This window comes from Streptomyces sp. NPDC057854, from assembly GCF_042797055.1.
Taxonomy (GTDB): domain Bacteria; phylum Actinomycetota; class Actinomycetes; order Streptomycetales; family Streptomycetaceae; genus Streptomyces.
In genome coordinates this window covers 19,986-32,669 of record NZ_JBHVMF010000034.1, presented here as the reverse complement: position 1 = coordinate 32,669, position 12,684 = coordinate 19,986, and the positions used below count along the sequence as shown (strand labels likewise).

The 12,684-nt window shown below is 75.1% G+C and carries 12 protein-coding genes; 6 read left to right on the top strand and 6 right to left on the bottom strand.

Translation table 11 applies throughout. The annotated features are described in order from the left end of the window. Nucleotides 1–32 precede the first annotated feature (32 nt). The gene (locus ACFVQZ_RS33815) at nucleotides 33–797 is read right to left on the bottom strand and encodes an alpha/beta fold hydrolase (RefSeq protein WP_030497821.1); all 765 of its coding nucleotides are present in this window, start codon (nucleotides 795–797) and stop codon (nucleotides 33–35) included. A 61-nt stretch (nucleotides 798–858) separates the two neighbouring features. Here ACFVQZ_RS33815 and ACFVQZ_RS33810 point away from each other — a divergent pair, with 61 nt between their 5' ends. Then, entirely contained in the window at nucleotides 859–1,494 is a 636-nt protein-coding gene (locus ACFVQZ_RS33810; protein WP_383628595.1) for a LysE family translocator, read from the top strand. Between the two features lie 135 nt (nucleotides 1,495–1,629). On the opposite strand, the gene ACFVQZ_RS33805 is transcribed toward ACFVQZ_RS33810, so the two are convergent. Both ACFVQZ_RS33805 and ACFVQZ_RS33800 read right to left on the bottom strand, forming a co-directional pair. Further along, a complete protein-coding gene (locus tag ACFVQZ_RS33805; RefSeq protein WP_030497819.1) occupies nucleotides 1,630–2,016 on the bottom strand; it encodes a VOC family protein in 387 nt (128 codons plus the stop codon). Next, nucleotides 2,013–2,306 carry a helix-turn-helix domain-containing protein gene (locus ACFVQZ_RS33800; RefSeq protein ID WP_030497818.1) on the bottom strand — a complete coding sequence of 98 codons (294 nt, stop codon included), beginning with the start codon at nucleotides 2,304–2,306 and terminating at the stop codon, nucleotides 2,013–2,015. The genes ACFVQZ_RS33805 and ACFVQZ_RS33800 overlap by 4 nt, the downstream gene beginning before the upstream one ends. 137 nt (nucleotides 2,307–2,443) lie before the next feature. On the opposite strand from ACFVQZ_RS33800, the gene ACFVQZ_RS33795 reads away from it, so the two are divergent. Further along, nucleotides 2,444–4,834: an ATP-binding cassette domain-containing protein gene (locus tag ACFVQZ_RS33795; RefSeq protein WP_383628592.1), complete on the top strand. Its 2,391-nt coding sequence runs from the start codon at nucleotides 2,444–2,446 to the stop codon at nucleotides 4,832–4,834. On the opposite strand, the gene ACFVQZ_RS33790 is transcribed toward ACFVQZ_RS33795, so the two are convergent. The 3 genes from ACFVQZ_RS33790 to ACFVQZ_RS33780 all read right to left on the bottom strand — a co-directional run bounded on the left by ACFVQZ_RS33790 (nucleotide 4,835) and on the right by ACFVQZ_RS33780 (nucleotide 6,659). Next, the gene (locus ACFVQZ_RS33790) at nucleotides 4,835–5,479 is read right to left on the bottom strand and encodes a 4'-phosphopantetheinyl transferase superfamily protein (RefSeq protein ID WP_383628590.1); all 645 of its coding nucleotides are present in this window, start codon (nucleotides 5,477–5,479) and stop codon (nucleotides 4,835–4,837) included. Next, complete coding sequence (locus ACFVQZ_RS33785; RefSeq protein ID WP_030497816.1) at nucleotides 5,476–5,706, bottom strand: acetylxylan esterase; 231 nt, start codon at nucleotides 5,704–5,706, stop codon at nucleotides 5,476–5,478. The genes ACFVQZ_RS33790 and ACFVQZ_RS33785 overlap by 4 nt, the downstream gene beginning before the upstream one ends. Nucleotides 5,707–5,801: 95 nt before the next feature. Then, entirely contained in the window at nucleotides 5,802–6,659 is an 858-nt protein-coding gene (locus ACFVQZ_RS33780) for a hypothetical protein (RefSeq protein WP_383628587.1), read from the bottom strand. A gap of 517 nt (nucleotides 6,660–7,176) precedes the next feature. Here ACFVQZ_RS33780 and ACFVQZ_RS33775 point away from each other — a divergent pair. Genes ACFVQZ_RS33775 through ACFVQZ_RS33760 form a run of 4 tightly spaced genes read left to right on the top strand, consistent with a single transcriptional unit; the run spans nucleotide 7,177 to nucleotide 12,659 of the window. Beyond that, nucleotides 7,177–8,277 carry a phytanoyl-CoA dioxygenase family protein gene (locus ACFVQZ_RS33775; protein WP_383628585.1) on the top strand — a complete coding sequence of 367 codons (1,101 nt, stop codon included), beginning with the start codon at nucleotides 7,177–7,179 and terminating at the stop codon, nucleotides 8,275–8,277. Beyond that, the gene (locus ACFVQZ_RS33770; protein WP_383628583.1) at nucleotides 8,259–9,605 is read left to right on the top strand and encodes a DUF6271 family protein; all 1,347 of its coding nucleotides are present in this window, start codon (nucleotides 8,259–8,261) and stop codon (nucleotides 9,603–9,605) included. Before ACFVQZ_RS33775 ends, ACFVQZ_RS33770 begins: the two co-directional genes overlap by 19 nt. Beyond that, complete coding sequence (locus tag ACFVQZ_RS33765) at nucleotides 9,602–11,365, top strand: condensation domain-containing protein (RefSeq protein WP_383628581.1); 1,764 nt, start codon at nucleotides 9,602–9,604, stop codon at nucleotides 11,363–11,365. The genes ACFVQZ_RS33770 and ACFVQZ_RS33765 overlap by 4 nt, the downstream gene beginning before the upstream one ends. Beyond that, a complete protein-coding gene (locus tag ACFVQZ_RS33760) occupies nucleotides 11,352–12,659 on the top strand; it encodes an MFS transporter (protein ID WP_383628579.1) in 1,308 nt (435 codons plus the stop codon). Before ACFVQZ_RS33765 ends, ACFVQZ_RS33760 begins: the two co-directional genes overlap by 14 nt. The last annotated feature ends 25 nt before the right edge of the window (nucleotides 12,660–12,684 follow it).

Below are 12,684 nucleotides of genomic sequence, written 5' to 3'. Positions count from 1 at the left end.
CTGCGCGGGGCCCCCGTCGAGTCGGCCAGAAACTACCGGGGCGGTGCCAGGGCCCGTGCCAGCGCGGTGGCGAAGCCGTCCGGGTTGTCGAGCATCATGTTGTGGCCGGCGCCCGGCACTTCGAGCACGGGCACGCCCATCGCCGCCGCCTGCTCCGCGGCCGGGTCCGGCAGGCTCTTCTCGCCGACCAGGAACGCCCGGGGCAGCGTGAGCGCGGCGAGCAGGTCACCGGCCTCGGGGTCGCCGCCCTCCACGAGCGCGACGGCGCAGCGGTGCACGGCCCGCGGGTCGGCGAGCCGCAGCCGCGCCGCGTAGTCGGCGCGGTCGGCGAGGGCGAGCATCCTGGCGAACCCGCCGCGGACGAAGTCCTCCTCCCGCTGGCGGGCCACCGGTGTGCTGAACGCGCCTCCGCCCGCGTACAGGTTGGGCTCCGCGACCACCAGCCGGGCGATCCGGCCGGGCCGGGCCGCGGCCAGGTGGAGGGCGACGGCGCCGCCCATGGAGTGGCCGACGAGGTGGACGCCGGTCAGGTCGAGGTGGTCGAGGAGCGCGGCCACGGCGGCGGCCTGCCCCTCGGGCCGGTAGTCGAAGTCGGCGGGGCGGTCGCTCAGCCCGTGGCCGAGCAGGTCCACCAGCAGGGCGCGCCCGCCGGCGAGCGCCGGGTGGGTCGCGATGTGCGCGAAGTCGGAGGCGGCGGTGCAGCCGAGCCCGTGCAGGTAGACGCGGACGGGTCCGTCGCCGGGGAGGTCGATCCAGCGCAGGTACGCCCGCCGGTCAGCCAGGAACAGTTCTCTCATGCGCCCCACCCTAGGGAGGCGGGGCGGAGCCCCACATACGCCTGGGCTACGGTGGCCTTCCATGGCATCGAGCACCGCACTCTGGTCCTTCGCGCTCGTCGTGGGACTCCTCACCCTCACCCCCGGCCTCGACTCGGCCCTGATCCTCCGCACGGCCGCGCTCGGCCACCGGACCCGGGCCTGGGGCGTCGTCCTCGGCATCCAGACCGGCACCCTGATCTGGGGCGCGCTGACCTCGCTGGGCGTGACGGCCCTGCTGACCGCCTCCCAGCTCGCGTACGAGATCCTGCGCTGGGCGGGCGCCGCCTATCTGCTGTGGATGGCGGCGCGCATGATCGCCGAGACGTTCCGGCGGGACGGCTCCGGGGCGCACGCGGAGGTGGAGGCCGGCGGTGCGGACACGCTCGCCGGCGGCTGGCGGCAGGGCACGCTGACGAACCTCCTCAACCCCAAGGTCGGCGTCTTCTACGTGGCGGTCCTGCCGCAGTTCATCCCCGCCGAGGCGCCGCACTTCGCGATGGGCCTCGCGCTGACCTCCGTCCACGTCGTCCTCGGCATGCTCTGGTCGACGGTCCTCATCGCGTCCGCGACCGCCCTCGGCGCCTGGCTCCGCGGCCCCCGCGCCCGCCGCGTCCTGGACCGGGTCACCGGCACGGTGATCGGCGCCTTCGCGGTACGCCTCGCCGTCAGCGACTGACCTCCCGGCTCCGGCGCGGCAGCGCGGCCCTCAGGGCGTCGGCGGCGCCGGGCGGAACCTCGCGGCCCCTCCGGCGGCGGTCCCGGCCGCCGGGCGGCGCGGGGCCGCCACCGGAGGGGCCGGGCCGGTGCGCGGCTACTTGTACTCGGCGAGCTGGATGAGGTTGCCGCAGGTGTCGTCGAGGACGGCCGTGGTGACCGGGCCCATCTCGACGGGGGGCTGGGTGAAGCGGACGCCGAGGGCGGTGAGGCGGGTGTGCTCGGCGCGGACGTCGTCGACGGCGAAGGAGGTCGCCGGGATGCCGTCGGCGACGAGGGCCTGCTTGTACGGCGGGACGGCGGGGTGGCCGGAGGGCTCCAGGACGAGCTCGGTGCCGTCGAGGGCCTCCGGGGAGACGACGGTGATCCAGCGGTCCGCGCCGATCGGGACGTCGTGCTTCAGCACGAAGCCGAGCACGTCGGTGTAGAAGCGGAGCGCCTTGTCCTGGTCGTCGACGAAGACGCTGGCCAGGTTGATCCTCATGGGGTGTCCTCCGGGGGTGCGGGGGTGAGCCATCGCGTGACGATGTGCTGCAGGGGGCGGGGGTCGAGGTCGTGGAACTTGTAGCGGCCCTCGCGGCGGGGCGTGACCAGGCCGGCGGACTCCAGCACGGCCAGGTGCTGGCTGACCGCCTGCCGGGAGAGGGCGAGGCCGTGCCGGGTCGCCAGCCGGGCGCATATCTCGAAGAGCGACTGTCCGTTGCGTTCGGTCAGCTCGTCGAGGATCACCCGGCGCGTCGGGTCGGCGAGCGCCTTGAACAGATCCTCCTCCATGCCGCCACGATAGGCAAGTCGCCACTTGCCTATCAAGCGCGGCGCGCGGGACCGCATCTCCCGTCCCCCTGCCGCTGTCGGACCCGCCGCCTAAGGTGGTCGGCACCACCGCCCACCCTGACGAGGGAGACACACCTTTGAGCACGGCCCAGCGGAACGGCGCGCCGTCGTCTGCCGCGCACCTCGCCGACAGCCACGAACGGATCCGCGTGCTCGGCGCGCGCGAGAACAACCTCAAGGACGTCAGCGTCGAGATCCCGAAGCGCCGGCTGACGGTGTTCACCGGGGTCTCCGGCTCCGGCAAGAGCTCGCTGGTCTTCGACACGATCGCCGCCGAGTCGCAGCGGCTGATCAACGAGACGTACAGCGCCTTCGTCCAGGGATTCATGCCGACGCTGGCCCGTCCGGACGTCGACGTGCTCGACGGGCTGACCACCGCGATCATCGTCGACCAGCAGCGGATGGGCGCCGACCCGCGCTCCACCGTCGGCACCGCCACGGACGCCAACGCGATGCTGCGGATCCTCTTCAGCCGGCTCGGCACCCCGCACATCGGCTCGTCGCGGGCGTTCTCCTTCAACATCCCGTCGGTGAGCGGCGCGGGGGCGGTCACCGTCGAGCGCGGCGGCCGGACGGTGAAGCAGAAGGCGAGCTTCCAGATCACCGGCGGCATGTGCCCGCGCTGCGAGGGCCGGGGCCGGGTCTCGGACATCGACCTGGCGGAGCTGTACGACGACAGCCTGTCGCTCGACGAGGGCGCCCTCACCATCCCCGGCTACACGGCGGACAGCTGGTACGGGCGCACGTACCGCCTCTCCGGTCTGCTGGACCCGGCGAAGCCGATCCGGAAGTACACCCGGCGCGAGCTGGACACGCTGCTGTACAAGGAGGCGACCCGGGTCAAGGTCGAAGGGGTCAACGTCACGTACGAGGGCCTGATCCCGAAGCTCCAGAAGTCGTTCCTGGCGAAGGACGTCGAGTCGCTGCAGCCGCACATCCGGGCCTTCGTGGAGCGCGCCACCACCACCCAGGTCTGCCCGGACTGCGACGGCACCCGGCTCAACGAGGGGGCCCGCTCCTCGAAGATCAAGGGCATCAGCATCGCCGACGCCTGCGCGATGCAGATCAGCGACCTGGCCGCGTGGGTGCGCGAGCTGGACGACCCGTCGGTGGCGCCGCTGCTGGAGTCGCTGCGCCAGACGCTGGACTCCTTCGTGGAGATCGGCCTCGGCTATCTGGCGCTGGACCGGCCGGCGGGCACCCTGTCGGGCGGCGAGGCGCAGCGCGTCAAGATGATCCGGCACCTCGGGTCGTCGCTCACGGACGTCACGTACGTCTTCGACGAGCCGACGGCGGGGCTGCACCCGCACGACATCCAGCGGATGAACGAACTGCTGCTGCGGCTGCGGGACAAGGGCAACACGGTGCTGGTCGTCGAGCACAAGCCGGAGACGATCGCGATCGCGGACCACGTGGTGGACCTGGGGCCGGGCGCCGGCAGCGGCGGCGGCACGATCTGCTTCGAGGGCACCCTGGAGGGGCTGCGCGCCAGCGGGACGGTGACCGGGCGGCACCTGGACGACCGGGCGTCGGTGAAGGAGACGGTGCGGTCGGCGACCGGCGTGCTGCCGATCCGCGGCGCGACCGCCAACAACCTGCGGAAGGTGGACGTCGACCTGCCGCTCGGCGTCCTCACGGTGGTCACCGGTGTCGCCGGCTCCGGCAAGAGTTCGCTGGTGCACGGTTCGATCCCGGCGGACGCGGGCGTGATCTCGGTGGACCAGAGCCCGATCCGCGGCTCGCGGCGCAGCAACCCGGCGACGTACACGGGGCTCCTGGACCCGATCCGCAAGGCGTTCGCGAAGGCCAACGGCGTCAAGCCGGCGCTGTTCAGCGCCAATTCGGAGGGTGCCTGCCCGACGTGCAACGGCGCGGGCGTCACGTACACCGACCTGGCGATGATGGCCGGTGTGGCCACCACCTGCGAGGAGTGCGAGGGGCGCCGGTTCCAGGCGGCGGTGCTGGAGTACAAGCTCGGCGGGCGGGACATCAGCGAGGTCCTGGCGATGCCGGTGTCCGAGGCGGTGGAGTACTTCGGCGCGGGCGAGGCCCGGACCCCGGCGGCGCACCGGATCCTGGAGCGGCTGGTGGACGTCGGCCTCGGCTACCTCACGCTGGGGCAGCCGCTCACGACGCTCTCCGGCGGCGAGCGGCAGCGGCTGAAGCTGGCGACGCACATGGGCGACAAGGGCGGGATCTACGTGCTCGACGAGCCGACCACGGGACTCCACCTCGCCGACGTGGAGCAGCTGCTGGCGCTGCTCGACCGGCTGGTGGACGCGGGGAAGTCGGTGATCGTGGTCGAGCACCACCAGGCCGTGATGGCGCACGCCGACTGGATCGTGGACCTCGGTCCTGGCGCGGGCCACGACGGCGGCCGGATCGTCTTCGAGGGGACGCCGGCCGACCTCGTCGCCGCGCGCTCGACGCTCACGGGCGAGCACCTGGCGCAGTACGTGGGCGCCTGATCAGCCGCCGCCGGCCGCCGGCCCTCCGAGCAGCTCCCGGAGCGGGACGAGGGCCGGTGGTGCGGCGGCCACCACGGCGGCGACGGCGGCGCGTCCGTGGTCCGTCCACTCGGTGAGCCGGCGGGCGTCCCCCGGCTCCGGCGGGCCCGCCTTGCAGCGGGCCTCCGCGCGGACCCAGGCGCGCAGGAGCGCCGGGCCCGGGTCGGGGCGGGCGGTCGCCTCGCGCAGCTCGGCCGCGGGCAGCAGGCGGCGGAGGACGGAGAGGGGGCCGGGGCGGCGGGCGGCCGGTTCGACGTCGACGCCGACCGCGCCCGACCCGGCCGCCGCGGCCACCAGGCCGTCGGCGTGGCTGTAGCTGAGGCCGAGCCCGGGACGGCCGGGGAGGTACGGGCGGCCGTGCCCGTCCCGGCCGCACTCCGGGCACCGCTGGGCCCACAGCCCGCGCTCGCCCGGGGGCCGGCCGGCGGCGCGGGCGGCGCAGAGCCGGGCGAGGAGGCGGGCGGCGAGGACGTCGTCGCGGCGGGCCGGGAGGCGGACGGCGGCGAGCCGGCGGTGCTCCCAGGGAGCGAGCAGGTGGGGTCCGTGGCCCGGGTGGTCGAGGACCTCCCGGGTGGTGGCGACGACCGCGAAGGCGCCGGGGGTCACGTGCTGGGGGTGAGGAAGCGTTCCCGGACGCGGGCGAGGGTGCGGAAGTCGTCGATGGTGACCTCCTGGAGGTCGATCGACGCGCCGGAGATCTCCTCCAGGAGGTCGATGAACTCCAGGAAGTCCATGGAGTCGATGAGCCGGGCCTCGATGAGGTCCTCGTCGGTGTCGATCGGCCCGTCGAGGCCGGGGTTCTTCTCGTGGAGCCAGGCGGCGACGCGTTCCATGGGGTGGTTCTCCGGTCCTTTCGGGGCGGGTGGGCGCGGGGGTGCGGCGGGGCGGCGGCTCCGGTCCTCGGGAGGCCGGTGCTTCCGGGGAGGTGTCAGGGGGCGGCGGCGCGGAGGCGGTCGAGGGCCTGTTCGGGGCCGCCGTGGGCGAGGAGCAGGGCGTGCACCCAGCGCTCGACGCCGAAGGCGACGCAGGCGCTGTAGGCGGGGCCGTGGTCGCCGGCGCGGATGCCGAGGCGTTCGCCGAAGAAGTTGCGGTGGCGGTTGACGGAGGCGACGGCCGTGCCGTCGGGCGCGCTGTACTCGTGCTTGACGGGGTCGAGGGCCGTCAGCCGGGCCCGGGAGCCGCCCTTGTCGTAGAAGGGGTCGTCGGCGGTGGCGCGGGTGAGGACGAGGCCGAGGCGTGCGGCGGTCTCCTCGACGAACGCGCCGCCGCGTTCCAGGTGTTCGAGAGCGCCTTCCTTGGTGCCGAGGTAGACGACCTCGCGCATGTGGAAGCCCCAGAGGCGGCGCAGGCCGTCGTAGTGGGTCTCGTTGCGGAAGCAGCGGCCGGCGGCGGAGAGCCGCAGGCCGTCGGCGCCGACGTCGGCGCCCTCCAGGGAGAGCAGCAGTCCGTAGCAGGTGGCGGAGGGGAGGACGTAGCCGGTGGGTTCCAGGGGGCGGCCGGCCGGGGTCTGTCCGGCGGCGAGGGCATCGTACGCGTCGGGGGTGAACCGTCCGGCGGAGACGCCGAGATGGGGGAAGTTGCGGAAGTAGTCGAGGCGGGCGAGGGCGTCCGCGGCGAGCAGCGGCGGCCCGGTGACCTCGGGGGCGGAGAGCCGGGCGGCGAGGCCGGCGAGCAGCGCGTCGAGGCCGCGCAGCAGGGCGGTGTGGGCGGGGTCCAGCGTGAGGAGTCCCGGGCCGGGGCCGCGGAGTCCGGGGACGGGCGGGATGGTGGCGCTGGTTGTGCTCATGGAACCGTTCCCTCTCGGCGTGGGCGGTCGGTCTCGGGCCTGATCCGGTGCGCCGGGGCGGTCGGTCCCCGGGGCGCGGACGGTGCGGGCGCGGGCCGCCGCCGCCCGTGGGGGTACGGGCGGGGCCCTGCTCGCGGTCGCCGTCGACCGGGGCGCGGTGGTCGGGCCGGACCGGGGGGTCGGGTCGGTCACGGCGCCGCGCAGTGGGGACAGTAGGCCAGCCACCCGAGGGTTGTCTAGACCAAAGATCCGGCGCCAACTCGACGCCGTGCGGCTGGAATTCGGCGGCGCGGCCGACACGCGGGGCATACCGGCGGGTCACTTGACACCGGCGATGGTCTACACCAATTCTGTCCCTCGTCCCCGCGGTCCCCCACCGTCGCCAGGTCCGCGCCCCTTCCCGCCGCGCCCCGCTCCCGCACGCCCGCCGTGCCCCGCTCCCGCCACGCTCCCCCACGCCCCGCCGTGCCCCGCTCCCCACGCCCGCACGCCGTCCGACCCCACGCCTGGAGGGACCTTGACCACGCCCCCCGCCCCCGCCGTCCCGCGCCGCCCGCGCACCCCGTACCTGCACCGGGCGGCCACCGAACGCCCCTACTTCAGCGCCGACGGCGAGTCCTACCTCGCCGCGACGACCCTGCGCGAGCTGCGGAAGACCCGGCCGCTGCGGGTGCTGTCCGAGGAGGACTTCGCGCACTGGCAGACGTACGGCCATGTCATCGTGCGCGAGGCGATCCCGGCCGCCGCCGCCCGCCGGCTGCTCGACTTCACCTGGGACTTCCAGGGCCTCGACCCGGACCGGCCCGACAGCTGGTACGAGGACCGGCCGTTCCGCTCCGCGCTGGACCGGCAGCTGCACGTGTACGGCTTCGTCGAGGCGTACCATCACCAGCTGCTGTGGGACAGCCGCCAGTCCCAGCGGGTCTACGACGCCTTCGTGGACGTCTGGGACTGCGAGGAGCTGTGGGTGACCCTCGACCGGCTCAACCTCAACCCGCCCAACGTCCGCAACCGCGACCGGGCCCTCATCGAACCCACCGACCGGGGCTTCGACATCGAGCTGCACTGGGACATCGACACCACCCTCGGCGTGCCGCCGCAGCGCGTGCAGGGCATCATCGCCCTCAACGACACCACGCCGGAGACCGGCGGCTTCCAGTGCGCCCCCGAGCTCTTCCGCCGCTTCGAGGAGTGGAAGCTCGGCCGGCCCGCCGACCGCGACCCGGTCCGCCCCGACCTGGACCGCGCCGCGTACCCCGTCGTCCGCCCCGAACTGCACCCCGGCGACCTGCTGATCTGGAACGGCCTGCTCGCCCACGGAGTGGCCCGCAACACCTCCGCGGACGGGGTCCGCGCGGTGCAGTACCTGTCGATGATGCCCGCCCTGGAGGAGCACGCGAAGCTGCGCCGCTCCCGCGTCGAGTCCTGGCGGCACCTGCGCACCCCGCGCTGGAACCGCACCCTCGTCGGCGACCCCGTCCTGCACGAGTCCCAGCGCTACCCCACCGCCGCGCTCACCCCGCTCGGCGAACGGCTGCTCGGCCTCACCTCCTGGCACGAGGAGCCCGCCGGCCCGGCCGCACCCACCGGGGAGTCCGTGTGCGCCGCGTCTGCCTGACCCTGCCCACCCACCGCGCCTGTACGGCGACGATCGCGGCGGTCGCCGAGGAAGCCGCCTACGGCGCCCGGGAGTTCGGTGCCGAGGTGCACCTGCTGGTCCTGGACTCCTCCGCGTCCGCCGACCTCGCCGCCCACCGGGCCGCGGTCGCCGCCCTGCCGCCCGCCCCCGGAGTCGTCGTCCACCACCTCGACGAGGACGACCAGCGCGCCTTCCTCCGCGCCGTCCTGGCCACCGCCGGACTCCCCGGGGCGGACCGGCTGCTCGACCTGATGCTGCCGGCCGGCGTGTCGTACGGCGCCTGCACCAACCGCGCCTTCCTGCTGGCCGAGGCGCTGGGGTGCGCCTCGGTGCACCGCCGCGACTCCGACAGCCGCTACCAGCTCCGCGACGGCGCACCGGTCTTCCCGATCCACCACGAGCTGACGGCCCTCGGCCGGCGCGCCGCCGACCTGACCGGCACGGTCGGCCGCAGCCGGCTCGACCCCGCCTGCGCCGACCGCACGGTCGTCCTCGCCGGCGCCTCCTTCATCGGCGCGCCGTCCGTGGACGTCGCCGAGCTCCGCGCCCGCGACCCGGAGGCGTACCGCGAGGTCGTCGGCCTGTCGGTGTCCTCCCGCCATCCGGAGATCTGGCGCCGGAACCTGATCGACGAGGCGTTCCGCGGCGCCGGCACCGCCCCCTTCACCACCGACCTCACCACCCTGACCCTGGTCAGCCCCACCCGCGTCGACATGTGCAACGTGGCCCTCGGCCGCGAGGTGTACGGCCGGGTGCCGCTGCCGCCCGCCCCCGACACCATCGGCACCGACTACTTCCTGCTGCACCTCGTCCACAGCGCCCGGCTGCCCGGCGTCCTGCACAACCGGCACATCGTCAACTACCACACCGGCGAACGGCGTTCGGACGACGGCTTCCTCGCGTACCAGCTCCGCTTCGCCAAGTACCTGCTCGCCACCGCCCACCTGGACGCGGTGTACGCGGGCCTGTCCGCGGCCGGCGACGCGCTCCTCGACCCCGCCGGCCGCCTCCGGCCCGCCGCCGTCGCCGCGCTGGTCCGCGACAGCACCCTGATCGACCCGGCGGGCAACGAGGAACGGCTCGACGTCCTGGACCGCCGCTACCGCTCCCTCGGCGGCCGGTACGCCACCGCCGCCGGCCTGTTCGCCGCGCGCCGCGCGCGCCTGATCGCCGAAGCCCGCGCCGGCATGGCGGACTTCGCCCTGCTCGTCGACGCCTGGGCCGCCCTGACCACACACGCGAAAGGCACCCCCGTGACCCGTCCGCCCGGTCCCCGCACCGCGCCCGTCCCGGCCGTGACGCCATGACGGCCGTCACCGCGCCGGACGGCGTCACCGGCTCCCGCACCCTCACCGTCCGCTACACCGGCGCCGCCTCCCGCCGGGGCCCGGTCACCATGGGCCAGGCGAACATGATCCGCTGCATCCTGCGCGACGAGCCCGGCACCATCAACATCCACGACGTATGGCCGGTGCCCGACGGCACCGGCATGGACCGGGCGCTCGACGCCCTCGCCGCGCTCACGGTCCGCCACGAGGCCCTGCGCACCACCTTCCCGGACGCGGAGGGCGGCGGCCCCTCCCCCGGCGAGCAGGTCGTGTCCGCCGAGGGGGCGTTCACCGTCACCGTCCTCGACCACGACCGCCTCCCCGAGGACACCGACGCGTACGCCGAGGCGGTGGCCCGGGCCGCCCGGGAGACCCGCTTCCGCCTCGACCTCGACTACCCGCTGCGGCTGCGGATCCTCGCCCGCGCCGGCCTGCCCGTCCGCGTCGCGCTCGCCGCCAGCCACGCGGTCACGGACGGCAGCGCCCTCGGCGTCCTCCGCGACGAATGGCTCGCGCTCCTCGCCGGCGAGACGCTGCCGCCGGTCACCGCGCTCACCCCGCTCGACCTCGCCGCCGAGGAGCACAGCCCGGCCGGACGCCGCAAGTCGACGGCTTCCCTGGCCCATTGGGAACGCGTGCTGCGCACCGGCCCCCAGGCGATGTTCGCCGAGGACGGCGCCGCCGGCACCGAGACCGACACCCCGGTCCTCACCCTCCGCTCCGCGCGCGGCGCCCGCGCCCTCGCCGCCGCGGCCCGGCGCACCGGCGCGCTGCCCGGCACGGTGCTGCTCACCGCCTGGTGCCTGCTCACCGCCCACCGCGCCGGCCAGTCCGTCTGCGTCGCCGCCGTCCCCACCTCGAACCGCTTCCTGCCGAAGCTGGCCCGCTCCGTCGGCACCCTGTCCCAGGACGCGCTCCTGGACCTCGACGTGCGCGCCCCGTCGTTCGACGCGCTCCTCGCCAGGGCGTGGGGCGCGGCCATGAACGCGTACCGGCACAGCCGTTTCGACGCGCTCGACCTGTGGGAGCTGATCGGCCGGGTGACGACCGAGCGCGGCAGCCAGTTCGCCCGCGACGCCGTCTACAACGACATCAGCGCCCTGCCGGCCACCCTCGCCGGGGCCGCCGCCCCCGACGGGGACGCCCCGGAACTCGAACTCGCCTGGGGCGGGGGCCAGTCGCTGCCGACCCGCCTGCTGACCTTCGTGTACGAGACGGAGCCGGTCCTCCGCCTGGCGACCTGGGCCGACCCGGCGCTGTTCCCCCGGGCGGCTGCCGAGGAGCTGGTCACGGGCCTGGTCCGGCTCCTGGAGGCCGTCGCTCGGGCCGACGTGCCGCTGGACGCGCCGGGGCCGCTGACCGAGGCGACCGGGGTGCGTCCGGTGGCGCGCGGGCCGGAGTGGGTACGGGTGGACGGCTGCTGGATCCGTCCCGCCGCCGTGGCCGAGGCGCTGGCGGAGGCGCTGGACGGGCGTCCGGTGGAGGTGGCGGTGGGGGCGGCGGGCGAGGGCCCGCGCCTCACGGCGTACATCGGCGTCTCTTCGCGCGCCGGCGTGGAGGTGACGCCCGATCAGGCGCACGCGGCGTTGATGCGTCTGCTGCCGGGGCGTCCCGGGGTCCTGGCGCCGCACCGGTACGTGTTCGTCGACGGCCCGCCCCGGCAGCCCGCCGGGGCGCGGCGGATCCTCAGGGAAGGGACCGGCCGGACGCGCCGGGAGATGCCACATGACCACCGATGACACCACCGCGGCGCGGAAGGCCGGGCCGCTGCCCAGCCCGTGGCGGTCGCGTCGCTTCCGGCTCTTCTTCACCGCGCGCAGCGCCTCGCTGCTCGCCGACGGCATGCTCATGGTGTCGGTGACGACGTCGGTCCTCGGCTCCGGGTTCGGGGCGACCGGCGTGGGTTACGCGCTCGCCGCGTGGATGGCGCCGATCGTGCTGCTCATCCTCTTCGGCGGGGTGCTCGCCGACCGGTTCACGCCCCAGGTGATGATGGTCGGCGCGGACGCGGTCCGCGTGGTCGCGATGCTCGTCATGGCGGGGCTGTTCGCGGCGGGCGGGGTACGGCTCTGGCAGATCATGGCCCTGATGGCGGTGAGCGGCGCGGCGACCGCCATGTTCCAGCCGGGCCTGGCGAGCATCGTGCCGCGGGTCGCCGACGACATCCAGCGGGCCAACGCGCTGCTGCGGATCTCCGAGTCGATGGCCACGCTGATCGGGCCCGGCCTGGCCGGGTTCCTGGTCGCGTACGGCGACCGGGCCGTGTCGTTCGTGGTGATCGCGGGGGCGTACGCGGTCAGCGCGGGCGGGCTGCTGCCGCTGCGGGGGCTCGCCGCCGAGCGGGACGAGAGCGACGACCCGATGTGGCGGCGGCTCGCCACCGGCTGGCACGAGTTCCGGTCCCGGACGTGGCTGTGGGGCGTGATCTCGCTGTGGGCGGTGTACGGCCTGTTCGTCTTCGGGCCGTCGCTGCCGCTGGGCGCGGCGCTCCTCACCGAGCAGCACGGCGCGACCGGCTACGGCTGGATCGCCTCGGCCGACGGTCTGGGCACGATCGTCGGCGGGCTGCTCGGCATGCGGGTCCGGCCGCGCCGGCCGCTGGTCGCGGGCGTGGTGGCGATGTTCTTCTTCGCGCTGAACCCGCTGGCTCCCGCTCTCGGCTGGAACTTCGCCCTCACCGCCGTCACCGGCATGGTGGCCGGCTGCGGCTTCGCCTTCTGGGGCGTGATGTGGGCGACGAGCGTGCAGTCGCACGTCCCGCTGGCGGTGCTGAGCCGGGTGTCGGCGTACGACATCGCCGGCTCGATCATGGTGATCCCGCTGGGGCGCGCCCTGGCCGGGCCGGTGGCGGACGACTTCGGCGCGGACCGGGTCCTGCTGTTCTCGTCGGCGGTCTCGTTCCTGCTGCTGGCCGCGATGCTGTGCGTCCCGGCCATCCGCCGCCTCCAGCGCCGCGACCATCCGGCGTCGTCCCCGGCGTCCCGCCCGGACGGGCGCCCGGCCCCGGCGCCGGCGGAGACGCCGGCGCCGTGAGCCCGGCGGCGGGGCGGCTCGCCGC